This is a genomic window from Candidatus Avelusimicrobium sp. (genome assembly GCF_051874775.1).
Classification (GTDB): domain Bacteria; phylum Elusimicrobiota; class Elusimicrobia; order Elusimicrobiales; family Elusimicrobiaceae; genus Avelusimicrobium.
Genome location: NZ_JBJEGE010000027.1, coordinates 17,237 through 42,510, shown reverse-complemented (window position 1 = coordinate 42,510; position 25,274 = coordinate 17,237). Strand labels below are relative to the sequence as shown.

Below are 25,274 nucleotides of genomic sequence, written 5' to 3'. Positions count from 1 at the left end.
CGGCTCTTGCTGCCAAGAACAACATTCCGCTTGTGTATGTAGACGCGAGTATCGGGGTTCTGCGGAAATATGCCAAAAGGATATTCTTATGACGATTTCCAGATGTTGTGGATCATGCGCAACGTTGCAAGAGAAACGAGATCACAGACTGCTGCTGCATACGAAATAAAGGGCCATACATAATCCCGCGTGGGGAAAATTGTTCACGGAACAAGGACTGTTGGACAATATCACCGCCGATTCAAACGGTTATAATATCGTGTTTGCGGAAATAGGGGCGGGCCGTTTTGCGTGTATGAACCGCGCACTAAAAAATGATGAACAAACCGCGGGATATCTTAGCTGAGCAACTGCCCGCACAGTGCTTGTAGAAGGATTGTAGGCTGGAAGGATTGGAGACGAATGTGTTGCTTCCGTAGCGAGTAAGCCGTTTTTGGGGCGGTGCATTACTGTTTCCGATGGTTTTTTGCGGATTAGGCGGCATACTGTTGTTTGCGTTCTTACTGCCAATATCCAAACAAAAAACCTATGCACGGAGCATAGGTTTCTTGTTTAAATGGTGGGCAGTACAGACGTTGCCTTCCGGTAAAATTCCTGACGGAATTTTCCTACAGGCTGGGCTCGCGGTTTTTGCCTTTCGGCGCTTGCCGGTACGGCTCGCACCTCAAACAAAAACATTGCTGCGCCTTTCAAATCCTGACGCGGGCCAAGCAGTTGGCCCGCTTACTGCCCCGCAATATAAAACACAAATCCCCCACGGTAGTGGAGGATTTGCGTTAAATGGTGGGCAGTACAGGATTTGAACCTGTGACCTTCCGCGTGTGAGGCGGACGCGCTACCGCTGCGCCAACTGCCCAAAATCTTTTGATATTTTAATTATAGCACTTTCCTCATCCTTTTGAAAAGTTTTATTTTCCGCGGGGGATGTCGTTCCCGCGCGAATTTTATATACTATATTTATAGTTTAAACGTCCGTCATTCGGCGGGCGATTTCTTAATTTAAGGAGCCTTCCCCAGATATGGAATGGAGTATTGTGGTCAACGCGTTTATCGGTATGTTGGCTATTTTAAACCCGATCGGAAATATGCCGATTTTCTTGGAACACGTGGAGAATGAAACCCCCAAAGTGCAGCGCGCGGTTGCTCTTTTGATGACGTTATCCATTTTTATTTTGCTGGCCACTTTTTTCGTTTGCGGCAACGGCATTTTAACCGTATTCGGTATTACGATTCCCGCTTTTCGGTTGGCGGGCGGCATTATCATTTTGACGGTAGGGCTTCGTATGTTACAGGGTAAAAGTAAGTTTGAAAGCCACGGTATTGAAACCGCCGCTGCCAGCGGCAGCACGTTCGACCAAGCCCGCAACCGTTTAAGTCATATTTTGGTGCCGGTGGCGATGCCTCTTTTCATTGGTCCCGGGTCCATTACCACCGTGGTATTATATGCGGAAAAAAGCACTTCGTTTGCAATGGCGGCAATGATGCTTTTGGTGCTTTTGGTGTGTTCCATTACGGTAGGTGTGGTGTTGGTCAGTTCCCGTTATATTTTTAATAAAATCGGGCCAAACGGTACGCAGATTGTCATTCGTTTTATGGGTATGATTTTGTGCGCGATTGCGATGCAGTTTATGATTGACGGCGTTTCGCAGCTGCTGCCGGGGGTGCTCGATTCCACCTTTACGCACGCGGGCGATTAATCCGTACGTTTTTGCGGGGCGGCTTTACAGCCGCCTTTTTTATGTGTATAAGATAGGTAAAATAAGAATATGGGACGCTTTAAACTCGTATCTAATTTTAAACCTGCAGGAGACCAACCTAAAGCAATTGAAGCTTTAACGCAAGGCGTATTGGCAGGCAAAAAACGCCAAACGCTGTTGGGGGTGACGGGTTCCGGTAAGACATTTACGATGGCCAATGTTATTGAGCGGCTTAACAAACCAACGCTTATTTTATCGCCTAACAAAGTGCTGGCCGCACAGCTGTATGCCGAGTTTAAACAGTTTTTCCCCGAAAATGCAGTTGAATACTTTATTTCTTATTACGATTATTACCAGCCCGAAGCATATATTCCACAGACGGATACGTATATTGAAAAGGACTCCGCTGTCAACGAGCATATCGACAAGCTCCGTCTGAAAGCCACTACATCGCTTACTGCGCGTAAGGATGTTATCGTTGTGGCGTCCGTGTCGTGCATTTACAACATTGGTTCGCCTGATTCATTTCGTGAAATGCGTATTTACGTTAAGAAAGGCTCGGAAATGACGCGTGCACAACTTTCGGGCCGTTTAATCAAAATCCAATACCACCGCGATGAAATGGAATTTATCTCCGGCCGCTTCCGTCTGCGCGGGCCGAATGTAGATATAATGACGCCCTACAGTCAAAATGCGCTTCGCATTGAAATTGCGGGCAAGACTATCGTTCATATTTATGAAATCCACCCCGTTACGGGCAATGTGCTGGCGGAGCTTGAAGAAGCGTGGATTTATCCGGCCAAACATTTTGTGGCAACAGATGAAGATACGTATAATGCTATTGAACAAATCCGCCGCGACCTGGCCCTGCGTCACGCAGAACTTATCAAAATGGGCAAAGAAATGGAAGCCTACCGTTTAAAACAGCGTACGGAATACGATATTGAAATGCTGCTCACGGCGGGTTTTTGTTCCGGCATTGAAAATTATTCACGTTATATGGACGGACGTAAAGCGGGGGAGAGACCATCGTGTTTGTTGGATTATTTCAAACGGTATGATGATTTCTTGATGATGGTGGACGAGTCGCACGTTGCCCTGCCTCAGGTACGCGGTATGTTTAACGGGGACCGCGCGCGCAAACAGATGTTGGTGGATTTCGGGTTTCGTCTGCCGTCTGCATTGGATAACCGTCCGCTTAAATTTGACGAGTTTGAAAGTCTGCTTCCGTCTACCGTTTTTGTGTCGGCTACCCCCGGGCCGTATGAATTGACGGTTTGCGGAAATAATATCGTGGAGCAGGTCATCCGCCCGACAGGACTTGTAGACCCAAAAGTAATGGTGCATTCCACTACCGGCCAAATTGACCACTTGGTGGACAAAATTAACGAGCACAAAGAAAAGGGGGAACGAACATTAGTGCTTGCACTGACTAAAAAAACGGCGGAAGATTTAAGCGCATATTTTACGGAAAAGAATATTAAAACACGGTATTTACATTCGGATATCGAGTCGTTGGACCGCGTGGAAATTTTAAAAGAGTTCCGCCAAGGCAAGTTTGATGTACTTGTCGGTATTAATCTTTTGCGCGAAGGGATTGATATTCCGCAGGTAGGGTTGGTGGCTATTTTGGGCGCGGACAATGAAGGGTTTCTGCGTAATACGACAACACTTATCCAAATTTCGGGCCGCGCCGCACGTAACGCGGGAGGCGAAGTAATTCTGTATGCGGACCGCAAAACCGATTCCATTAAGTACGCGTTAAACGAAATGAACCGCCGCCGCAAATTGCAGGAAGCGTATAATAAAGAACATCATATTACGCCTAAAACCATTCAAAAAACGGAAGTGGAAATTAAGGAATTTGAACAACAGACCAAAACAAGCGCATTCGGTATTTTAAGCGAAACACTGCCCATACCGACGATTAAAAACATTAAAGCGGTGGAGAAGGACATTGAAGAACAAATGCGCCAAGCAGCGGATGCCCTTAACTTTGAACTGGCCGCCGAACTGCGCGACCGTTTGTTTGAAATCCGCCAGATGAGCGTAACAGTCGGTAAGAAAAAATAACCGCACTGCCGCGTTTTGTACATTAAATTGGTAAAATATAACTATGGAAGAAAGACAAATCCCTTTACAATCTGTTACCAAAGTGATTGGTTTGGAAACCGTGCCCAGCACGCAGACGCTGGCCGAGAAATTGGCCGCCTCCGGTGAACAGGAAGGCACGCTTGTGTTAGCCTGTGAGCAAACCGCGTCTTACGGACGTGACGGACACCCTTTTAGTGCGGCGGAAGGCGGCGTATATTTTACGTTGATTTTGCGTCCGAACAAACCGATGTCTGCGCTGGGATCTCTGGTTGAAAAAACAGCTGAGGCCGTGTCGTTCACGGTATCATCCGTATTCGGCGTAAAAACCAAAGCGGCCGCAAACGGAGATGTGTCAGCGTGGACGGTAAAAGACCATAAATGGAAAAAAATGGGCGGCGTATTAGCGGAAGCTTCGGCGGAGGGGGATTATATCCTTTTGGGTGTAGGTGTAAACATTAACAATCGGCTATCCTCTTCAGCCAAAGCCTCGTCCGTCAGTTTGAAACAATTGATTGGTACAGAAACAAGTAAAGAACTGTTTTTGGACGAGCTCTTGGAGAATTTTTGGAAGTATTATGCGTGTTGGCTTATGTCATCACACTAAATTTTCGCCAATAAAAAACCCGCTCGTTTGAGCGGGTTTTTTGATGATTTACAATTAATCGCCGAGCGCCTGTTTTACTTTGGCGACAAATTCTGTTAAAACGAAAGGTTTGGAACAAAACCCCTTTACTTGCGGGAACGGCAGGAACATTTTTTCCGATTCTACCAACGCCGAGGTAACAATAACGGGCGTGGAAGCCAATGTTTCGTCTTCCCCCATAATGCGTACGATGCTGGCACCGTCCAAACCCGGCAACATGACGTCTAAAATAACGAGATGCGGATGAACCGTTTTCATAGAGGAGATGGCATCGCGCCCTGTCTGGCAGCAATGTACTTCATATCCTTCGCGCACCAATACCATTTGTAACAGCGCAATGATTCCGGATTCGTCTTCTACAATTAAAATTCTCTTTTTCATAAGTGTTTTCTAATGCTCCTACTTATTTATTATACTTTTTTATATGACAAAAAAAAGTTTTAATGCTGCGGTTCTTCCCCGTATGCGCGCATTTGCTGGCCGGCTGATTGATAGGGAGGATATGGTGTTGGCGGGGCTTAGCGGCGGTGCCGATTCGGTATGTCTCTTACATTTCCTGCGTTATTTGGCGCGGGAGAAGCACTTTGCACTGGCGGCGGTGCACGTTAACCACGGATTACGTGGCAAGGACGCTTCGGCCGACCAGCGGTTTTGCAAAAAGTTGTGCAACGAACTAGATATTCCTTTTTTTTGTGAAAAAGTAAACGTCAAAAAACTGGCCAAGGAGTTTGATTTAAGTCCCGAACACGCGGCGCGTAAAGCCCGCTATCACGCTTTTTTAAAAACAGCCCGCGCGTGGGGTGCAACCAAACTGGCGCTTGGACATCATTTGGACGACCAAGCCGAAACCTTCCTTTTAAATTTGCTGCGCGGTACCAGAGCTAAAGGTTTGGCCGGTATTCCGGTGCGCCGCGCGCTGGATAAAAAAGTGGAAATTGTCCGGCCCCTTCTGTGTGTTACCCGTGCAGAAACCGAAGAATATCTTCATCAAAACGGTCTTTCTTTCGTTACAGATAAAACCAACACTGACGATGCGTTTACCCGCAACTGGGTGCGCGGTACGCTTTTACCTATGCTAGAAACAAAGCAGCCGCAAATCCGCGCGCATTTGGCGCTTTTGGCACAGGAAATGGCCGCTTTGTTGGAAAAAAAGAAATGAACGTTTCCGATTATGCGTCCGCACGGTATTGTAAATATGTCGGGTGGAATATCATTTGTGCCAAGCCAACTTTTTTACATTGGCGGATTAGAAAGTTTGTCGGGAAATGCGGTGTAAAAATTGCATCCCTTATTTGAAAGCGTCTAAATTTTCGTAGTCCATATCCTCGCGTATTCCAAAACGTGTCAGGCAAAAGTCGTACTTGACGGGGTCGTGCGGACAGCATTTTTTAAAGGCACAGGTGATTTCCAGCGCGGCGGTCATATCCGCGGCGTTGCGGCGGGTGAGTTTTAATTTCCGCGCGATGCGGTGCAGGTGTACGTCCAGCGGAACAATCAGCTTGGCGGGAGAGATATTTGTCCAGTGTCCCAAATCCACCGCGTCCTTGCGTACCATCCAACGCAAAAATAAATTTAACCGTTTGAGCGCACTGTTTTTGTCCGGATTCGGTATCAGGGAGTGTAAATCGGTTCCGGAGCGTAGTTCGCGTGCAAAACCGCGCAACGCCGGCAGGACGGTTTGGTCTTGGGGGGTAAAATGGGCCAAAAAGCAGTTTTGTAAGGACCCGTATTTTTTAAGTACGCGTTTAACGGCGCATAAAAACGCGCAGAACTCTTCTTCTCCCGTAAAGCGGTAACGGAAATTTTTAAATGTGCGGTGCAGACCGGCGTGTGTGGAATGTAAAATAAACTGGTATGGGCTGTTGTGCATTTTTTCCAAGATTGCGTTTACATTCTTTAAAATTTGTTTGACGTTTCCGTATGCAAAACACGCGGCCAGCAAAGCGGCCGTTTCACGGTCCTGCGGGGAGGTGTAGCGGGATAAAAATTCCAGCGGGTCGGGACTGATCAGCTCCGGCCGATTATATTTTGCATATACGCGTTCCAGAAATAAAGCAGTTTTTTTCATTCCCTATATTCTAGCAATTTGGTACCATATCCTATATGACGGACAGTATTGTATTGGAAAAAGCCCGTTTGGGCGGATTAAAAATTACCGGACTGACGTTCCGCTCTCAGGACGTGCGTTCGGGTTTTATTTTTTTTGCTTTAAAAGGGGCTAATACGGACGGAAACCGATATATCTCCGATGCTATAAAACGCGGTGCGGTAATGGTGGTTTCTTCTGTTGCGCCTGCAGAACCGTGTCCCGTGTTATATTATCAGTCGCAGGATATTGACCGCGATATGGCGGACGCCGCATACGAATTTTACGGCCGTCCGTCTGATGGGATGAGAATGATCGGCATAACGGGGACCAAGGGAAAGACATCTATTGCGTATCTGATAGAGTCTGTGTTGTCCGGCGCGGGGGAAAAAGTTGGTGCGTTGGGAACGGTCAGCTACCGTATCGCGGGGCGTAAAGTCTGTGCTGCACCCAATACGACGCCCGCCGCCCTGCCGTTGTTTGAACTTTTGGCGCAAATGAAGAAACAGGAATGTTCGTCTGTGGTTATGGAAGTGTCTTCCCATTCGCTGGAACTGCAGCGCGTGCGCCACATTTGGTATGATACTGCCGTATTTACCAATCTCCAGCGCGACCATTTAGATTTCCACCACACGTTTGAAAATTATTTTTTGGCCAAGCAGAAACTGTTTGAAAATTTGGCCGATCCGTCCAACCCGAAGCCAAACCGCATTGCCGTTATCAATGTGGACGACCCATACGGCCGCAGGTTGGCGCAGAGTTTTGAGGGGCGTGTCAAAATCGTTACGTTTGGCTTGGAAAACGAGGCCGATTTTAAGGCGGAAAACATCCGCGAATTTTTGACGCATACGGAGTTTACGGTCGGCGGAGTGAAAGCTGCAATCAATTTACTTGGCCGTCATAACGTATACAACGCGCTGGCGGCCTGGGCCGCTTGCGCGGCTAACGGCGTACCGCAGAAAGATATCGTGCGCGGCCTCGCCTCCCTTAACGGCGTGCCCGGACGTATGGAACGCGTGGACGAAGGACAGAATTTTTTTACGTTTGTGGATTTTGCGTATACAGACGAGTCCTTGCAGCGCGCATTTAAAACAGTGGAACCGTTTAAAAAAGGCCGTGTATTTGTAGTGTTCGGCTGCGGCGGCCAGCGGGACCGCACCAAGCGGCCTCTGATGGGACGCACCGCTTGTTTAAATGCGGACCGCGTATTTTTAACCAATGATAACCCGCGCTGTGAGGATCCTAACCAAATTTTCAGCGATATTTTAGCTGGAATGAAAGAATTTTCCAATTACGAAACCGTTCCGGACCGCGCCGAGGCTATCAAGCGCGCGCTGGCCGCCGCCAAAGAAAACGATATTGTTATTGTGGCTGGAAAAGGACACGAGGATTATCAAATCATCGGCACAGAGAAGCATCATTTTTCGGATCAAGAAACCGTCCGCGCTTTTTTGAGGGAGAAAAAATATGTTTAAAAAGGAAAAATTTACGGGTCAAAAAGCTTGCGTGTTGGGGCTCGGAAAAAGCGGCCGCGCCGCGGCGGCATTGTTGCGCGCCAACGGTTTTGAAGTGCTGATCAGCGAAGAGGCCGCGTATGATAATATTTCTGCTCTTACCTTGCCGCAAGGGGTGGAAGTGGAAGTGGGCGGCCATACAGAGAAGGTTTTTTCTTGTGGATTTTGGATTAAAAGCCCCGGAATTTTCCCGTATTCGCCTATTTTGGAAGAAGCCAGGAAACGCAAAATCCCCGTTTTCAGCGAGTTGGAAGTTGCTCTTTCGTTTATGCCCAAGAATATTCGCGTTTTTGCGGTAACGGGAACAAACGGCAAAACCACTACCACCGCTTTATTGGGAGAAATTTTAAAAGAGGACGCATTAACCCGCGGCATTGGCCGGAAGGTGCACGTGTGCGGGAATATCGGCAGTCCCGTTTCCGCGTGTGCGCTTGATGTAAAAAGAGGAGACGACGTCGTCATCGAAGTGTCCAGCTATCAACTGGAGGACAGCACCTATTTCCGCCCCAATTACGCGTGTATTTTAAATGTAACGCCGGACCATTTGGATCATCACGGCGGGATGAAAAATTATATCAAGGCCAAAGGAAAGGTGTTTAAAAACCAGCGGGAGAATGACGTACTGGTCGTCAACGGGGCGGACGTGTCGTGTGCGGAACTGGTGGAGAAGGCAAAAGGCGAAGTGCTGGCGTTTTCCACCCATCCGAAGCATCTGCTGAAAACGGACGTATTTTTTGACGGAGATGAGCTGATTTTCAGCGAAGGCCACCAAATCCGTCCGCCGCAGTTAAAAGGGATTCATAACGTGGAAAACGCGATGGCCGCCGCGCTGATGGCGCTTTCGGCGGGGGTGGCGGCGGATACGGTACAGAAAGTGTTTAATCGTTTTCAGGCGATGGAACACCGTATTGAGCATTTTGCGTATCACCGCGGCGTAATTTACGTGAACGATTCCAAGGCCACCAATTTAGATTCTACCGTTACCGCGCTGAAAAGCTTTGAAAAATGCCATAATTTGTGGCTGATTTTGGGCGGGCGCGACAAAGGCGCATCTTACGAGGTATTGCTTCCTTACTTAAAAGAGTATTGCAAACGTGTGCTGACGATTGGGGAAGCAATGGATAAAATCGAACGGGAATTGAAAGGATACTCCGTCACGCGCTGCGGCACGCTGGAGCGTGCGGTGGAAACGGCTATGCGCGGCGCGGCGAAAGGGGACATTGTAATTCTTTCTCCGGCGTGTTCATCGTTTGACCAGTTTAAAGATTTTGAGGAACGCGGCCGCGTGTTTAAGCGGTTAGTGGACGCGCATATCTTTAAGGAACGTACGGATAAAAAGAAATAAAAACGTGGCCTAATTGCCAAAAAAGTTACCTTGCAAAACGGAGCGGATAAGAGTTTTCTTATCCGCTCTTTTTGTTGGTGATTGAGGGTGCGGCTGGGGTCTTGATTCGTTTTTTTTTTTTGATAAACTGGGATTATTACTTCGTTTACGAGAGGGGGATTATCCCATGCAAAAAAACGCCGGATTTACGCTGATAGAGTTATTGGTGGTCGTTTTAATTATCGGTATTTTAGCCGCCGTCGCGTTGCCGCAATACCAGGTGGCGGTGGAAAAGGCAAGGATCGCCAAGCTGATGCCCGTGGTTAAAGCGTTAAAGGATTCTGCCGAGCTGTATTATATGGAAAACGGACGGTATGATGATTCGGCCGACGGACTGGCAACGGAAGATCTGGCGGGGTGTACGGTGGGTGTTGCCGGTCACGTCAACTGCTCTGATTCGTGGTTTAATATGCTGACCAATACGCCAGGGTTATATAACGTGGGCGGCTATTCCGGCAAAAAAATGCAAAGCCGCGTAGGATATCAGTTGGGGTTGGATAACGGGCCCCATGCGGGAATGGTGTGGTGTCTTGCCAGTGCGTCCGACGAGGTGGCCAACAAAGTTTGTAAAAGTATGGGCGGCATTTCTGCTGGGAGTGGTTCAGAGAGCGGAATGAAAGGAACTGCGGTTAAAATTTACAGACTGCCCTGACGCTTGCCGCGCCAGTACATAGGGAGATTTACACAAGGTACTATTTTTTAAAACAAAACCCGCCGTTAAGCGGGTTTGTTTAATTTTACGTGCCACAAATATTCGGTATTTCCGTGCGTGCCTTTTATCGGGCTTTCCATTATTCCGCCCGACTTGCCACCGTATTTTTCTTTCAAATTTTCTTCAAAAAATGTTTGCACGCGTTCAATCGCCAGCCGTCTGTTTTCTTCCGTTTTGACAATTCCGTGCGGCACCTGTTTGGGTGTTAACTCAAATTGCGGCTTAATTAAAAATACGATTTCCGCCGAGGGGGCCATTACTTTAAAAAGCGGTTCCATAATCATTGTAAGCGAAATGAACGACACATCCACCGCCGCAAATTCCGGCGCGGTTTCAAACAAATCCGCTGTCATATAGCGGGCGTTGGTTTCGGGTTTAAAGTGAAAGTTTTTATATCGGCGCATTTCGTCCGCCAGTTGGCCTTTTCCTACGTCCACGCCGTAGACATCTTTGGCTCCGGCCTGAATCATACAGTCCGAAAATCCGCCCGTCGCCACGCCGATGTCCACGCACGTTTTGCCCTGTACGGAAATGTTCCACGCTTTCATCGCGCCCGCCAGTTTAAGGCCCCCGCGCGACACATACGGGCACGATTTTTCTTTGATGGAAATTTTATCTTCCGGCAGTATGGTGCGGTCGGCGCGGGTGTCCACTTCGCCGTTGACCAAAATTTCGCCCGCCATAATGCTGGCCTGTGCCCGCGTGCGGCTGGGGAAAAAACCTTGCTCCACAAGCGCCATATCCAAGCGCAGTTTTTTATTCGCCATCCGTGTTCTCCGCAAGGTCGGTGTCAAAGGGTTCCGTCAGCATTTCGGCGCCTTTCTTTTTTAATTCTTCCACTTTAAATTTAACCGTTTCCAATTTTTGCGAAAGCTCTTTGGAGAGCAAAACGCCTTCTTCAAACAGTTTGACGGACGCATCCAGGTCCGTTTGTTCTTCTTCCAGCTTGGCGACGATTTCTTCCAGCCTCGCCAGTTGTTTTTCAAAATTAAGTTTGGGTGCCATAGTTGTTAAAACCTCATTTTACTTGGGTGTAAATCATTCCGTCTTGCACTTGAATATAGACGGTTTCGCCGGAGGCGGTATCGCCTACGCGGCTGATGACGGTGCCGTCTGCTTTGCGCGTAATGCTGTAGCCGCGTTTTAACACGGCCTGCGGGCCGAGCGCGGCCAGTTTTTGGGCGGACAATTCCAAGCGTGTTTCGAAATTTTTAAATTTTTCGCGTATGCTGTTTTCCAGCCGCAGTGTTAAATCGTCCAGCTCCTGCTCTTTGGCCGTAAACAACGTTTCCGTGCGTTTAAATACGGGGCTGCTCACCGCCAAATCATACCGCCGTTTGGCGCGTTCGTAAAACAGGCTGACGGACTGCAGCAGCCGTTTTTGAAGCTGTGCCACATATTCCCGCGTGTTTTGTGCATTTTGCACGACCAGTTCTGCTGCCGCGGACGGAGTAGGAGCGCGCAAGTCGGCCACAAAGTCGGCAATCGTAAAATCCACCTCGTGCCCAACACAGGAAATGACGGGAATTTTGCTTTTGAAAATCGCGCGTGCAACGATTTCCTCGTTAAACGCCCATAAATCTTCCATACTTCCGCCGCCGCGTCCCAAGAGAATAACGTCCGGCTTGGGGGTAAACGCGTTGGCGTCCGCTAATGCCTGCGCGATTTGAGGTGCGGCATCGTCTCCCTGCACAAGCGTGGGGATAATCAGTACTTCCAAGTACGGGTTGCGGCGTTTTAAAACGGATAAAATATCGCGCACGGCCGCCCCCGTGGGCGACGTAATGACGGCAATCCGCTGCGGATAGGCGGGAATTTCTTTTTTATGTGCGGGGTCGAAAAGCCCCTCGGCTTCCAATTTCTTTTTGAGTTTTTCAAATTCTAAAAACAGGTTACCTTTGGTTAACGCTTCGGCTGTTTTGGCTATAATCTGATACCGTCCCTGCTTGGCGTAGCAGGATAAATCGCCGCCTACGCGCACTTGCATTCCTTCCTGCAAATGCAGGGCATATTTGCGCGCGTCCCATTTAAACATTACGCCGGATAATAATGCTTCGCGGTCTTTTAAATCAAAGTATACGTGCCCGCTGGCAGCGGTACGTAAGTTACTTACTTCGCCTTCCACAAATATGCCGCGGAATACACCTTCCATCATCTGCTTGATGGCCATCGTAATAGCGGTAACGGAGAAAACTTGTCCTCTAAACGGGGCTTCGGGTTCCATTTACTCCCCCTTGATTTTTTTCAGTCGTTCGATGAGCGCGGCTTCTTTGCCGAGCGTTCCCGCATTAAAGAATTTAACGGGCGACGGCATATAAAGCTGTTTTACATAATGGTTCGGATAGTCGTGCGCGTATTTGTAGCCGCGGTTTTTGCCGCCGGAACGCAAATGGTCCGGCACCGGCCGGTAGCGTCCTTCGCGCACTTCCTGCAGGGCGGCGTCCACGGCCAGATAGGCGGAGTTGCTTTTGGGGCAGCAGGCCACGTAAATCGCCGCGTGGGCCAAGGGAATGCGTACTTCCGGCATTCCCAGTTCTTCGGCAGCTTGAAAAGCGGCTTGGGCAATCATTAAAGCGGCAGGTTCGGCCAGACCTACATCCTCACTTGCGCAAATTACAATGCGGCGCGCAATAAAACGCGGGTCCTCCCCGCTTTCCAACATACGCGCAAGCCAGTAGACGGCAGCGTCGGGGTCCGAGCCGCGCATCGATTTAATAAAAGCGGAGATAATATCGTAATGTTCGTCGCCTTTTTTATCGTAATTTAAATGGCGGCGTTGGATGCATTCTTTGGCGGTTTCCAAGTCGATGTGTTTTTTATTGTCCTCGGACGGCTTGGTGGTAACGAACGCCAGTTCGGCAGCGTTGAGCATTTTGCGGCTGTCGCCGTTGGCTTGGGTGATAAAATAGTCCGCGGCGTCTTTGTCGATAACGGCGTTTTCTTTTTCTGCGGCGCGCGTTAAAATTTTGAGTAAATCCTTATCGCCAAGCGGTTTAAATTCAAACACGGAAAAACGCGACAACAGCGCGGTGTTGATGTAAAAATACGGGTTTTCGGTGGTAATGCCGATTAAAATAATGTCGCCCCGTTCCACGGACGGCAAAAGTACGTCCTGCTGGGTTTTGTTAAAGTGGTGGATTTCGTCCAAAATAACAAGCGTGCGTTTTTGGTCGAACGTCGGCGTGCGGGCGCGGTCTTTGGCTTCGGCCAGCACTTTTTTGATGTCCGCCACGCCTGCGGCTGCGGCGTTAAGTTCCACGGTGTACGCCTGCGTGCGCGAAGCGATATACCGCGCCGTGGCGGTTTTGCCGCACCCGGGGGGGCCGAAGAACACGGCGGATTTAACCATATCCGCTTCCAGCAGGCGGCGCAGCATTTTGCCTTCGCCGAGCAGGTGGTGTTGTCCGGCAAATTCTTCTAGCGTTTTTGGCGCTTGGCGCGCGGCTAGCGGGATATTGGTTTCTTCTTGCATAAAATTATTTTTGGGACGTATTAAGCGCCGTTTGCAATTTGATGATTAAGTCGCTTACGCGGGATTCTTCTTCTTGGCGTTTTCCGCCCTCGTTTTGGGTTTGCAGATAGGCCTTTGCGGCAAAGTGCAGCGCGGCCATGAGGGCTTGTTTTAAGGTGTCAATTTCGCCCTCTTCCTGCAGCTCTTGCATGTATTTTTCCACGGAGGCGGCCAAATCGGCGATTTCCACCATACCTAGGCTTTTGGCCTCGATATCAAGGGGAATACGTTTGATTTCTACCTGTATGATGTCTTTTGGCATATATTTGTATTGTAGCTTTTTATGTTTTAAAACGTTAATGGGTTATGCGGTTTAACATCAACCAAGACAAAAACGTCATTCCCGCCAGTACAGCCAGCATAATAAAAATCCATAACGCACCGTGGCGGCCGGATTCGGTCTTTACGGGCGCTTGCTGCGTGCATAACGCTTTTAACATCGCTTCGGCGCGTTTTTCCGCCTCGTCTTGCGGGGTGGGGGACAGCGTAGCGGTATCGGCCGCATTTTTAGTATCCAGCTGGGAAAGTAAATTTTCAAATTCGTTAAGGATTTGCATCGCACGGAAGCGGAAAGTTTCCATTTCTTCGGGCGCGATAAGCGTATGCTCGTGATAGACGAGGGCGTTGTCGTTCAGTTCCAAATAAAGATTGTTCTTCGTTTTTAGAAGACCTGTAATAAACGGCGTAAGGAGCAGGCCCGAGGCGGGCGTGGGGGCGTGAATGCGGTAATGGCTGTCCACCTCCGGAATGTTGGTTTTCATCAGCGTGTATTGGGAAGGGGCAAGAACGGAATCCAGCGGCACAATTTTTAAGGCGGGGAATTGGCTCCCGCGCATTTCGGCGGTAAAAATGGTAAAGCGGTGCGGTTGGGTGCGGGGGTTATCGTCTGTGTATAAGTTATCGTCCGCCACGCGGATGTAGGCCATCTGGTCGGAATACGTAAAAACATTTTGAAAATGATGAAAGAAAAGCGTAAAAATTTCCAGCCGTCCGGCGCTCATCGGCGTGGTGACCGTTTCTTTTTCGCGCACGAACGCACAACCGTTTAAACGTGCCAGTTGAGCCAAACGCGCTCCGCGCGTGCGGGAAAACGCCCACGCGCCCGCTCCAAGTGCAAGAAAAATAAGTAAAAAATAACCCATATTCATATCATATAAAAAGTCAAAAGAAACGGTAAAGTAAAAAAGAGGAGGACGTTATGAACAAAATAGCGGCAATGGGAATGGTTTTGTTTTTGGCGGCGGGCTGTGCGGAAGTAACGCAGGACGTACAGAACGTCATCCGCAATACGGCGGGGCCGATTGTGGCGGAGGACGGGCAGGTGCAAAACGGCATTCATTTAGTTGCGTATAAACCGGCGGACGACTGTGTGTTTAAAGGGGGAATTTTGGGAGACGCCAATCCGGATGAGGCGGGGGTGCCGTCTTCCATTTTTAATATCAGCCGGCACATTCGCGAGGGATTGGCTTCCAATGCGCGCCGTATGGGCGGAAATACCGTTTGGCTGCGTACGGCTAATTGGCGTAATCCGGATGTTTCTGCGGATTATTACCAATCTTTTTTTGTAGACAATGTAGAGTATTCTGCGTTGGTGTACGACTGCCCTGTAAGATAATTAAGGCAGTAGGGGAAGCTCTTGAGCGGGCAAGTTCTGTAAGGGGGTTGACCCGTTTTTTTTTTTTGATAACATGGGGATAATTCCAATTGTCATCCCGTAAGAGTCTGCCCCGTAAGGTAGTTATATGGGGTTGTACTATGGGAGCTGTTGTTTTAAACGGCAGATTCTGTGTTACGTCCTCACGGAATGACGACGCATACGGGGGATATTGCTATGTATCAAACTCTTGGTTTTACGCGTTGGCCTCATTATAAACTGACGCTTCTTCCACTTAACGTCACTCCAGAAGGCGGTAATCCGGAGTCTGATTATAGTATTTCAGAATCCAGTAAAATGGGGTTTACCTTAATTGAATTGTTAGTAGTTGTATTAATTATAGGTATATTAGCCGCAGTTGCCTTGCCGCAATACCAAAAAGCGGTGGAAAAATCCCGCGCCGCGCAGGCGTTTACGCTGGCGCGCGCGTTGCACACGGCGCAGGAGGAATATAAAATGTCCAACGGGGAATATACCCGATATTTTGACGACTTGTCCGTTAATACGGGCTTGTCTTCTTCCGGCACTAATACGTGCGGATTGCAGGCGCCGGATATCCGTTATTCAAAAGATTTTGCCGTCGCGTTAGGAACGACCGGACAGTACCTCGGGGATGTGGCGGTGGTACGAAACGACGGAAAATACCAATGTTATGCTATTGGTTTTATAGAAGGCAAAATATATTGTTCGGAATATCCGTATATGCATCAAGAATCTTTTTGTAGCAAAATGTTGGCGGGGAAGTTTGCTTTTTCCACCCCAAATTGGAAGCATTACGAATTGCGTTAAAAGAAAGCGAAAGAAAAAACGCTCCCGTTTCTGCGGGAGCGTTTAGCAGGCGAAAGTTCCCATTATTTTTTAGCGGAGCAACCGCAGGCTTTCCCTTTTAGCGCGGCAGGCAGTGCTTTGGCAAGGTGTTCCAAGTCCTCTTCGTGTTCCACTTCGTCGGCCAAAATATCAAGAATCAGATCTTCGGTAATGCGGTCTTTCCCGTCTATAGATTCAAGCAAATTTTCGTACACTTCAATGGCGCAGCGTTCGCTGGCTATATTTTGCCGCAAAAGTACCACGGCTTCTGGATCCGAAGGAACCAAGTATTCACAGTTGCTTTCTTGATACCATTCGGCAGGACTAAGTACCGGCTGTCCGCCCAACTCGCTGATGCGTCCCGCCAGTTTTTCCGCGTGCTCAAATTCTTCTTTGGCGTGTTCCATCATCTCAGCGGAAATAGGGCCCGCCAATACCCCTTCCGCCACTTTTGCTCCTACCCAATACTGGTAATAAGCAAGCCACTCATCGCTGTAGGCTTTATTTAAAAGTTTAATTAATTGGTCAACATCCAGCCCCGCTTTTTCTACAATTTCTCTTCCTTTCGTTCCCATATACTACCCCCTGTAGTTTGTAAATCCCGCCGTCCGCAAAGCGAACGGTATATGGGTAGTATAAGGGGTAGCTGTTGATCCGCAATCGGGAAAAATGGATTAGTTTTGGTGTTAAGATACCGCCAAGCGGCAGCAACAGAAAGAATTAAAACATACCGCCTACCATAAAACCGATTTGATTACTTCCGTCCTCCAGTCCGCGCGTGTAATTGAGTCCTACCGGCAGCGGAAAACGCCACCGTCTATATGCTATAATAAGAAAACTCTTTTTTGCCGGAGGACTTATGCAAAGACGCGACAAAACCAATTACTATTTGGATTTGGCGGACGTAGTATCCAAACGCGGCACGTGTTTGCGCCGCCGCTACGGGGCTGTTATTGTAAAAAATGACGAAGTGATTTCTACCGGATATGTCGGTGCGCCGCGCGGCCGTAAAAATTGCAGCGATTTGGGCTATTGTATCCGCCAACAGCTAAACATTCCCCGCGGCGAACGGTACGAACTCTGCCGCAGCGTGCACGCCGAGGCCAACGCTATTATCAGTGCGCCGCGCGATAAAATGCTGGGCGCCACGCTTTATTTATCGGGCCGCGAAGTGAGCGACGGCGCATATATTAAAAATTCTTCCAGCTGTTCTATGTGCAAACGTATGATTATCAATGCAGGCATCAAAACCGTTGTCATCCGCGACAGCGAAAACGAGTATCGCACGGTAGACGTACAGGACTGGATTGATAACGACGAATCTTTATCCGGCACGCGCGGGTATTAAACGCTTGTGCCCCTGTTTTGAGTCCATAAAAAAACCCGCCGTTTGCGGGTTTTAGTCTGTAAAAGGCGGTGTTTATCGTTTGGACGGCACGATGCTGATTATTCAGAAGGGTAATATACAGATAAAAATCAAAGTTTATAAATCCAATGTTTTGCGCTTTCGTCATATGTGCAAATTCTTTTTCTTAATTCCGCTGCATAGGAATTATAGGAATAACAATCTAAACGGCCTTTACTGGGGCCGCGATCATAGTTCCAAATCCAAAGAAAATCCGGAGAGTAAGGTCCTACTCCTAGGTATTCTGTGCCACCGTATAAAGTTACCCTTAAATTTTTGTCATAAGAATAAGCATGATCTCCGTCAATCGAAAACTGGAAAGGCAATATATCGGTGCCTAATTCATCCCAATTTTTAGCATAGCGGCCATTTTCAAGGTAAAAAAGTTCTTGTGCTTCTTTAATAGCGCGCGCCAAGGGGAGCAGCCGTAATAACCGTGTTTTATCAACGGCAAAGCGGTATTGCGGCACAGCCACCGCGGCCAAAATGCCGATAATTAGCACTACAACCAACAGTTCTATTAAAGTAAAACCTCTGAGGACACCGCTTTTCGTATAAATCTGCCGGGTATTTTGATTCTTCATATTGTTTACCTCTTTTTAATGTAATTTGCTGCAAATCTTGCCAATAAAAAACAGGATTCCAAATGTGATGGAATCCTGTAAATAAATTTCTGTTTAAAACAACGGTTGCTTTGTTCTTTAAGCCAAGTTCGGGTCTTATCGCGCAAAACAACCGTAGCCGTAAATTCTTAAATCACGCAATGTGCTAAGAATATACGACATTCGGCAGAAAATGCTTCTGGGAGCTACCCATTGGCTCTTTCTGCCTAAACAGTTGTTTTTGGACGAACTTGGACTTAGAGATTGCTAAGCACCATCCTATTCTTTCAACAGGATTCCAAAAACTCAAATTGTAACTAAGCCCCTTTTAAAGCTTAGGAAATATAATACTCCTTTTAATCAAATCTATTTCCAGTTTAGCATATTTAATTTGTGCATTGTAAATAATATCAAAACGACTTCTTGTCCAAGCTTGTCAACACAAAAAACCACCAAAATTCCTATGCTATGAGTGGGGCATAAAAAATCCCCGTCGGCAAAATGCCTAACGGGGATTTATGCTATAAACTTAAAACTAAAATACGGAGTGTGTAGTTTGGGTAGCAAAGTGCTTATTCCTTTGCCCCGGCGGATTGGAGTAATTCCACCATTTCGGTATGACCTTGTTCTTTAGCTATAGCTAACGGGGTTTTCCCCTCATTATTTTTGGCATTTACATTTGCTTTAGCTTCGATAAGCAAACGCGCTATTTCTATATGTCCAGCAAAAGCAGCATTTCCCAAAGCAGTATCATTATCAACATCTGCCAAATTGGGATTAGCCCCTGCTTTTAACAATATTTTCACTATTTCTGTCCGATTTTGTCCTGAGGCATATTTTAATGCTGTATTTTTATTTTTATCTTGTTGGTTTACATCAGCGCCTGTCTGCAATAGAAAGCGTACAATTTCGATGTGTCCTTTCTCCGCTGCTACGTCTAGCGGAGTATTACCTAAATGGTTAGTGATATTCACATCTGCTTTTTGTTCTACTAAATATTTAACTATGGGTAAATGTCCAGTAAGTGAAGCAAGTACTAACGCGGGACCGACGGCACCGCCACTTTTCGTCACCTCTTCTACTGTTAAATCTGCCCCGTGTTCTACAAAAAATTGAACTGCTTCTAAATGCCCTTGTTGTCCAACAGCATGAAGGAAAGGATAATTGCCGTCTTCATCCGGTTGGTTAATGTCTAATCCGGCAGCCTTTAATTGTTTTAACACTTCCGTTTGCCCTTTCTGGGCTGCCATAAGCGCATGGTGCGGGGTGGGTTTTACCCCGGCCGCTAATAATTGGTCCACTACTTCGGTAAATCCGTACGAACAGGCCGCGTCCATCATAGGCCCGGTTTGGTCCTCTCGGATAATTTGCCCCAATCTTCCCCCGGCCTGGTAAAGAAGTCTCGCCTCTTCTTCTTTTGCTTTTTTTCCCAAAGCAAACTGCAAGGCCGTATTGCCGTTGATGTCCGTTTTGGTTGCGTCTGCCCCTTTACTAAGTAGCATGGCAACAATTTCAGCTTGATTCTCCCAACCAAGCGAACTGGCTATAAGTGCTGTCTCCTTTGCATGGTTTTGAGCATTCACATCAGCGCCTTTGTCTAACAATAATTTAACAATTTCTTTTTCGTTGTTCCCCGCAGCCTCTATAAGTGCGGTCGTATAACTCGCTTTGTTAACATCTACATTGGAATCAAGCAATATCCGGGCAATTTCATTATGTCCTTCCTTAAGGGCCACCACCAACGCGGGCTCCCCTTTGTTGACATCCGCTCCCGCTTCCAATAAAGTTTTTACAATCTCAATATGCCCTTGCCGGCAAGCCACATACAAAGCTGTTCCGCCCCAACTATTAACAGCATTTACATCCGCTTTGTGAGCTAATAGTTCTTGCACAATGTCCAAATATCCAAAACTGCTGGCTATCATCAAAGGCGTGTTTCCGTTTTTATCACGCTTCTTTACTAAACTTTTTTGTTCTAACAATTGTTTGACTTGTGCCGCGTCCCCTTCTTCAACCGCTGTTATAATTCCCCTGGCTTGGGGACCCCGCAAATAAACATATTGACACAGTAGATATTCACATAGCAAAATAGCAGCACACAAAAATATAGCAACAAGTGAAAGGCTAGTCATTCCTTTTGAAATGCCCCACAAAACTATTCCACAGGCTAGCACACTAAGTAGAGGCATGGCGATATAGGAAAACCCAAGCCACAAACCCACCGGCGGCACATAGGTGGTTATATGAGGTGGTGCAATAGTTAATCCGCCGAAAACAGCCCCCGCAACAAAACATAATATTCCCAAAACTGTAAAATTAACTTTTGAAAAACAGAAGATTGATAATTGCAAATATTTGTACAAGTTAACAATAATCGATAAGACACCCCCCACACAAAATGCAATTTCCAGCACTCCCATTACGACCAATCCGGCCCATCCCAGACCTACTACAGGTCCTTTATCTTTGATAGTTGCAACAATCGTGCACACTATTAAAAACAACGCAATTTGAACACACAGCCAAAATGATGGGTTCTTTAGTGTAAAATTAGGCATTTCTGCGGAAGTTCCAAATACCCCGTACAAATAGAAAAATGATAATATGAGCGCTGGCGCAAGCGGAATACGTGTCATCAGCACGCCGCTGGCAAACATAAAACTACCCATAGACAGTAGTTGCGCCCACAAGGGCATATTGGCTAATTGTTCCATTGATTTTTACCTCATAATTTTAAACATACTCTCATTATAAAATATTTTATTAAATGTATTACAAATAATTGTAAGTGCGCGACTTCCTACCTAACCTTGTCAGCATAAATAGAGAATTTTTGCCGAAAATCTCACAAACACGCAAAAAACTGCACGCTGAAAGTGGTGCACAAAAAAATCCCCGTCGGGAGTTAATCCTAACGGGGATATATGCTATAAACTCAAAACTAAAATACGGTGCTTCTAGTTTGCTTAGCACTATGCTGATTTTCAAACAGGCAATAAATAGGCAAAAATTGATAGTTTTTTCTTTCCAAAGCGGCAATGAAGCGGCAAAAAGTGTCACTTTTTTTGTTTTCCCAAAGTGGTAATGAAACGGTAAAAACTGACGCTTTTTCAAAGCGGTGACAAAGCGGCGAGAATCGATAATTTTCAAAGCGACGATAAAGCGAGGAAAAATACTTTCAAACAGGCGAGAAATGTTATTTTTAAAGTTAAATTAAAATAAATAATTGACAAATAAATAATTTATTAGTAAACTATTTATATGGAAACAAATAAAACGAACTTACGTCCTTACGGTATCAATCCGGACAAAGGACGTGCGTATGAAAATATTACGTATGTGTTAGCGTTGGTTTATAACCTATTACAAGCCCGTGTGGAAAAATACTTGCTTCCGTATGGTTTGTCGGCTGTGCAATTTAATTTACTGATGCTTGCCTCTTATCAAAATAATGGCAACGGGCTTAGCCAAGTGGAGTTATCTAAGCGGCTTATTGCCTCCGCCAGTAACATTACTAAACTGGTAGAAAAATCGGTTCAAGCCGGTTTTATTACGCGCAACACAAATCCACAAAGCCGCCGCGAAAATATCATTTGTATTACGAAAAAAGGGCAGGAACTTATTGATAAAGTGTGGCCTGGATATGACCAACTGGTAAAAAGTTTGACGGAAAAAATCCCTGCCGCAGATCACCCGCAAATGGAACAGATTTTAAAAGATTGGTTTGTGGAACTACAGGGGGGAAAATAATATGTTGTCTTTACTTAAAACCTTTTTCAATCGTTCGTTTTTGGCTTTATTTTGCACGCAGTATTTAGGGGCATTTAACGACAATTTTTTCCGCACTGCTATGGCTACTTTTATTACTTACAAAGTAACCAGTATGTCTGCCGGAAGCAAATCGGTGGTAGTATCGCTAGCAGTGGCGTTATTTATGTTGCCGTTTTTCTTGTTCTCGGCCTTGGCCGGGGAATTAGCGGATAAATTTCGCAAAGATATCCTTATTAAAGCCACTAAAGGGTTGGAAGTTGTTATCGTTCTTTTAGCAGGGGTCGGATTTTTAACGACCAACGTAGCACTTTTACTGGGTGTACTATTTTTAATGGGTACGCAGTCGGCCTTTTTTGGACCCGTAAAATACAGCATCTTGCCTGATATTTTGGGTGAAAAACAACTCATTGCCGGTAACGGTATTATTGAAGCGGGAACGTATGGTTCTATTTTGCAAGGCACGATTTTCGGTGGAATTATCATTGCCGCTAATGAATTGTGGTTGCCCTGCATTATTTTAGGGGTAGCTATATTGGGGTTGCTTGCCAGTTTGTTCGTCCCTGCTCAAAAACCTGCGAACCCGAATTTAAAGGTAGATAAAAATTTCATCCGTAGTACATGGAAAAATATGGCGTTTGCTAAGCAGAATCACGATATTTTTCTGTGTATTTTAGGTATCTCTTGGTTTTGGATGTTGGGTATGGCACTTATTGCACAAATGCCTTCTTTGGCACATGATATTTTGAACGGAACTCCCGGACTTTTTACCTTCTTTCTCACACTTTTCTCTTGTGGTATTGGATTGGGGTCCTTACTTTGCCAGTTTTTAGTAAAAGGGGAAATTACCAGTAAATACGTTCCGGTCAGCGCCTTGATCATGACGGTATTTTTAGTCGATTTAGCGTGGGCTACTGCGGGCTATGTTCCATCTGCGGTCCCCGTGGATTACAAAGCATTTTGGCTGACCTTTGCAGGCAAACGCATTACACTGGATTTACTTGGTTTTGCGGTGTGCGGAGGGTTATATATCGTACCGCTTAATGCCATGCTCCAATTCTTAGCAACCGAAGACACGCGTTCTCGCGTAATTGCTACAAACAATATCATTAACTCGCTCTTTATGGTACTCGGTAGCGGATTCTGTGCGCTATTGTTGGCTATGCACTTTACGATTCCTACTGTGTTTGGCGTGATTGCGTTTGCTAACGCGTTAGCTGCCATTTACATTTGCGGTCTATTGCCGAATCACATCATCCGCATGATGATGACGCGCATTTTGAATTTTGTGTACGGTGTAAAAGTAAACGGGTTAGAAAACTGGAAAAATTTGCAAGGCAATGCACTTATTATTGCCAATCATACATCGTTTTTAGATGCAGTGCTATTGTGGGTATATATCCCTGGTCATTTGTATTTTGCCATTGATACATACGTGAGTCAAAAATGGTGGGTCAAACCGTTTTTGCACCTAGTCAAATACTTTCCGATTGATCCCACCAACCCGATGGCAGTAAAATCCATTATTGAAGAAGTAAAATCGGGTAAACGGGTAGTTATTTTCCCGGAAGGACGTATTACCACGACTGGGGGGCTGATGAAAATCTATCCCGGCCCTGCTATGATTGCCGATAAAAGTAATGCGCAATTACTTCCCATTTGTTTGGAAGGCAGCCAGTATTCGCTATTTTCTCGTTTTGGCACGCAATTAAAAACACGTCCGCAAAGTAAAATTACGATTTCTATTCAAGCTCCTAAAACCTTAAAAATTGACGAAACTATCAAGGGAAAAGCGCGCCGTTTGGCGGCCGCCCGTGGACTTTACGATATCATGGTCAATATGAAGTACGAGGCGGGCAATGTCAGCGAGACGTTGTTTGATTCGCTCATTGATGCCTATAAATTGGTGGGCCGTAAAAAACGTATTATCAATGACGCCACACGTCATCCGCTTAACTTCGGCCAATTTTTAACGGCTGTATTTGTACTTGGTAAACAAATCCAAAAGTATACCAAGCCGGGCGAAATGGCAGGATTTTTACTCCCCAATATGACGGCTAGTGTGGTAGCGTTTTTTGGTATGCGCGCGTTTAATATTACGCCGTGTATGCTGAACTTTTCTACGGGTGTAAAAAATATGCTGGCGTGTTGCAAGGCAGCAGAAATTTCTACCGTGTTTACTTCCAAAACATTTTTGGAACAAGGAGGGCTCTCGGAAACGGCGGCCGCGCTTAAACAAGCAGGGTTGAAACTTATTTATTTGGAAGATCTCAAAACACAAATTACGCTTTGGGATAAATTGGTGGGCTTGGCGGCTTCTTATGCGCCGCGCCGTTATTACAAAATGGTGCGTGGTAATGTAAGCCCTAAAGATCCGGCGGTTGTGCTCTTTACATCGGGGAGCGAGGGAACCCCCAAAGGGGTGGTTCTTTCCCATGAAAATATCCAAGCCAACCGTTTGCAACTGCAAAGCGTGCTAGATTTTGGGCTTAAAGACCGTGTGTTTAACGCTATGCCCATTTTTCATTCATTTGGACTCACAGTAGGAACGCTACTTCCGTTATTATGTGGGATGCCTGTATTTTTCTATCCGTCACCGTTGCATTATCGTATTGTGCCGGAACTTATTTATGATCGGAATGCTACCATTATTTTTGGAACGGATACATTCTTCGGCGGTTACGCCAAAATGGCCCACCCGTATGATTTTTATTCGGTGCGTTTAGCAGTAGTAGGTGCGGAAAAACTGAAAGAAGAAACTATCCGTAAATACTACGACCAATTCGGTTTACGTATCATGGAAGGATACGGCGCAACCGAAACAGCGCCCGTAATGACCGTCAATACGCCCATGTACTTTAAGCGTGGCAGCGTAGGGCGTTTGCTACCGGGTATTGAATATAAATTGGAACAAATCCCCGGTGTGGAAGACGGCGGTAAACTGCTCGTCAAAGGAGCTAACATTATGGCGGGCTATTTACGTGACAGTAACCCCGGCGTATTAGAACCGCCGCAAGACGGATGGTACGATACAGGCGATATTGTGCGTGTGGACGAAGATGGCTTTGTGTTTATTTTAGGCCGCGCTAAACGCTTTGCCAAAATTGCAGGCGAGATGATTTCTTTAACCGCTGTGGAAACGGAAATCAGTGCGCTGTGGCCTAACAAAATGCACGCGGTAGTAAACATCCCCGATGAGAAAAAAGGAGAACAGTTGGTACTGTTTACCACGGAACCGACGGCCGAACGCGGATCCTTGCTTGCTGATTTTAAAGAGAAAGGCCTTAGTGAACTGGCCGTGCCCAAAACGATTCGTGTAGTGGAAGAAATTCCGCTCATGGGTACAGGTAAAGTAGATTATGTAAAGTTAAAAGAGATGGCATTAAACAGCTAGGAT

General features: G+C 46.6%; 24 protein-coding genes and 1 tRNA gene. 13 read left to right on the top strand and 12 right to left on the bottom strand.

Annotated elements, in window-relative coordinates; all coding sequences use genetic code 11:
- The first annotated feature begins 199 nt into the window (after positions 1-199).
- Positions 200-346 carry a hypothetical protein gene (locus tag ACI351_RS05380; RefSeq protein WP_439734219.1) on the top strand — a complete coding sequence of 49 codons (147 nt, stop codon included), beginning with the start codon at positions 200-202 and terminating at the stop codon, positions 344-346.
- A 435-nt stretch (positions 347-781) separates the two neighbouring features.
- Here the strand turns inward: ACI351_RS05380 and ACI351_RS05375 are convergent.
- Positions 782-856 (bottom strand) — tRNA-Val (locus ACI351_RS05375).
- A gap of 163 nt (positions 857-1,019) precedes the next feature.
- On the opposite strand from ACI351_RS05375, the gene ACI351_RS05370 reads away from it, so the two are divergent.
- The 3 genes from ACI351_RS05370 (at position 1,020) to ACI351_RS05360 (ending at position 4,395) form a co-directional block, all read left to right on the top strand.
- Positions 1,020-1,697, top strand: coding sequence for a MarC family protein (locus ACI351_RS05370; protein ID WP_439734218.1), 678 nt, complete (start codon positions 1,020-1,022; stop codon positions 1,695-1,697).
- Positions 1,698-1,766: 69 nt separating this feature from the next.
- Entirely contained in the window at positions 1,767-3,770 is a 2,004-nt protein-coding gene (gene uvrB, locus ACI351_RS05365) for an excinuclease ABC subunit UvrB (protein WP_439734217.1), read from the top strand.
- A 43-nt stretch (positions 3,771-3,813) separates the two neighbouring features.
- Positions 3,814-4,395, top strand: coding sequence for a biotin--[acetyl-CoA-carboxylase] ligase (locus ACI351_RS05360; RefSeq protein WP_439734216.1), 582 nt, complete (start codon positions 3,814-3,816; stop codon positions 4,393-4,395).
- Between the two features lie 54 nt (positions 4,396-4,449).
- Here ACI351_RS05360 and ACI351_RS05355 read toward each other — a convergent pair whose 3' ends face one another.
- Positions 4,450-4,815 (bottom strand): response regulator transcription factor, encoded by a 366-nt coding sequence (locus tag ACI351_RS05355; RefSeq protein ID WP_439734215.1) that lies wholly within the window; start codon positions 4,813-4,815, stop codon positions 4,450-4,452.
- 43 nt (positions 4,816-4,858) lie between these two features.
- Between ACI351_RS05355 and tilS the strand changes: the two genes are divergently transcribed.
- Positions 4,859-5,593, top strand: coding sequence for a tRNA lysidine(34) synthetase TilS (gene tilS / locus ACI351_RS05350; protein ID WP_439734214.1), 735 nt, complete (start codon positions 4,859-4,861; stop codon positions 5,591-5,593).
- A gap of 129 nt (positions 5,594-5,722) precedes the next feature.
- Here tilS and ACI351_RS05345 read toward each other — a convergent pair whose 3' ends face one another.
- Positions 5,723-6,502: a TIGR02757 family protein gene (locus tag ACI351_RS05345; RefSeq protein WP_439734213.1), complete on the bottom strand. Its 780-nt coding sequence runs from the start codon at positions 6,500-6,502 to the stop codon at positions 5,723-5,725.
- Between the two features lie 35 nt (positions 6,503-6,537).
- On the opposite strand from ACI351_RS05345, the gene ACI351_RS05340 reads away from it, so the two are divergent.
- The 3 genes from ACI351_RS05340 (at position 6,538) to ACI351_RS05330 (ending at position 10,070) form a co-directional block, all read left to right on the top strand.
- A complete protein-coding gene (locus tag ACI351_RS05340; RefSeq protein ID WP_439734212.1) occupies positions 6,538-7,995 on the top strand; it encodes a UDP-N-acetylmuramoyl-L-alanyl-D-glutamate--2,6-diaminopimelate ligase in 1,458 nt (485 codons plus the stop codon).
- Positions 7,988-9,379 carry a UDP-N-acetylmuramoyl-L-alanine--D-glutamate ligase gene (gene murD / locus ACI351_RS05335; protein WP_439734211.1) on the top strand — a complete coding sequence of 464 codons (1,392 nt, stop codon included), beginning with the start codon at positions 7,988-7,990 and terminating at the stop codon, positions 9,377-9,379. Before ACI351_RS05340 ends, murD begins: the two co-directional genes overlap by 8 nt.
- 166 nt (positions 9,380-9,545) lie before the next feature.
- Complete coding sequence (locus tag ACI351_RS05330; protein ID WP_439734210.1) at positions 9,546-10,070, top strand: type IV pilin protein; 525 nt, start codon at positions 9,546-9,548, stop codon at positions 10,068-10,070.
- Positions 10,071-10,135: 65 nt separating this feature from the next.
- Here ACI351_RS05330 and ACI351_RS05325 read toward each other — a convergent pair whose 3' ends face one another.
- From ACI351_RS05325 to ACI351_RS05300, 6 genes are read right to left on the bottom strand one after another with little or no spacing between them, the layout of a single operon-like run.
- Positions 10,136-10,897, bottom strand: coding sequence for a TlyA family RNA methyltransferase (locus ACI351_RS05325; protein ID WP_439734209.1), 762 nt, complete (start codon positions 10,895-10,897; stop codon positions 10,136-10,138).
- Positions 10,887-11,135, bottom strand: a complete 249-nt coding sequence (gene xseB, locus ACI351_RS05320) for an exodeoxyribonuclease VII small subunit (RefSeq protein ID WP_439734208.1) — start codon at positions 11,133-11,135, stop codon at positions 10,887-10,889. The genes ACI351_RS05325 and xseB overlap by 11 nt, the downstream gene beginning before the upstream one ends.
- A 13-nt stretch (positions 11,136-11,148) precedes the next feature.
- Positions 11,149-12,354, bottom strand: coding sequence for an exodeoxyribonuclease VII large subunit (gene xseA, locus ACI351_RS05315; RefSeq protein WP_439734207.1), 1,206 nt, complete (start codon positions 12,352-12,354; stop codon positions 11,149-11,151).
- Positions 12,355-13,602 (bottom strand): replication-associated recombination protein A, encoded by a 1,248-nt coding sequence (locus ACI351_RS05310; RefSeq protein WP_439734206.1) that lies wholly within the window; start codon positions 13,600-13,602, stop codon positions 12,355-12,357.
- A 4-nt stretch (positions 13,603-13,606) separates the two neighbouring features.
- Positions 13,607-13,903, bottom strand: coding sequence for a cell division protein ZapA (gene zapA / locus ACI351_RS05305; RefSeq protein WP_439734205.1), 297 nt, complete (start codon positions 13,901-13,903; stop codon positions 13,607-13,609).
- 34 nt (positions 13,904-13,937) lie between these two features.
- Positions 13,938-14,783 (bottom strand): hypothetical protein, encoded by an 846-nt coding sequence (locus ACI351_RS05300; protein WP_439734204.1) that lies wholly within the window; start codon positions 14,781-14,783, stop codon positions 13,938-13,940.
- Positions 14,784-14,839: 56 nt separating this feature from the next.
- On the opposite strand from ACI351_RS05300, the gene ACI351_RS05295 reads away from it, so the two are divergent.
- Positions 14,840-15,256: a hypothetical protein gene (locus ACI351_RS05295; RefSeq protein WP_439734203.1), complete on the top strand. Its 417-nt coding sequence runs from the start codon at positions 14,840-14,842 to the stop codon at positions 15,254-15,256.
- Positions 15,257-15,445: 189 nt separating this feature from the next.
- Entirely contained in the window at positions 15,446-16,084 is a 639-nt protein-coding gene (locus ACI351_RS05290; RefSeq protein ID WP_439734202.1) for a type IV pilin protein, read from the top strand.
- 62 nt (positions 16,085-16,146) lie between these two features.
- Here the strand turns inward: ACI351_RS05290 and ACI351_RS05285 are convergent, their stop codons facing one another.
- A complete protein-coding gene (locus tag ACI351_RS05285) occupies positions 16,147-16,677 on the bottom strand; it encodes a ferritin-like domain-containing protein (protein WP_439734201.1) in 531 nt (176 codons plus the stop codon).
- Positions 16,678-16,961: 284 nt separating this feature from the next.
- Between ACI351_RS05285 and ACI351_RS05280 the strand changes: the two genes are divergently transcribed.
- A complete protein-coding gene (locus ACI351_RS05280; RefSeq protein WP_439734200.1) occupies positions 16,962-17,450 on the top strand; it encodes a deoxycytidylate deaminase in 489 nt (162 codons plus the stop codon).
- Positions 17,451-17,578: 128 nt separating this feature from the next.
- Here the strand turns inward: ACI351_RS05280 and ACI351_RS05275 are convergent, their stop codons facing one another.
- Entirely contained in the window at positions 17,579-18,091 is a 513-nt protein-coding gene (locus tag ACI351_RS05275) for a type IV pilin protein (RefSeq protein WP_439734199.1), read from the bottom strand.
- Positions 18,092-18,681: 590 nt separating this feature from the next.
- Complete coding sequence (locus ACI351_RS05270; protein WP_439734198.1) at positions 18,682-20,823, bottom strand: ankyrin repeat domain-containing protein; 2,142 nt, start codon at positions 20,821-20,823, stop codon at positions 18,682-18,684.
- A 547-nt stretch (positions 20,824-21,370) separates the two neighbouring features.
- Here ACI351_RS05270 and ACI351_RS05265 point away from each other — a divergent pair.
- Together ACI351_RS05265 and ACI351_RS05260 are read left to right on the top strand one after the other, a co-directional pair.
- On the top strand, positions 21,371-21,859 hold the full coding sequence (locus ACI351_RS05265) for a MarR family winged helix-turn-helix transcriptional regulator (protein ID WP_439734197.1): 489 nt from the start codon (positions 21,371-21,373) through the stop codon (positions 21,857-21,859).
- A gap of 1 nt (position 21,860) precedes the next feature.
- Positions 21,861-25,271 carry an acyl-[ACP]--phospholipid O-acyltransferase gene (locus ACI351_RS05260; RefSeq protein ID WP_439734196.1) on the top strand — a complete coding sequence of 1,137 codons (3,411 nt, stop codon included), beginning with the start codon at positions 21,861-21,863 and terminating at the stop codon, positions 25,269-25,271.
- Positions 25,272-25,274: the final 3 nt, after the last annotated feature.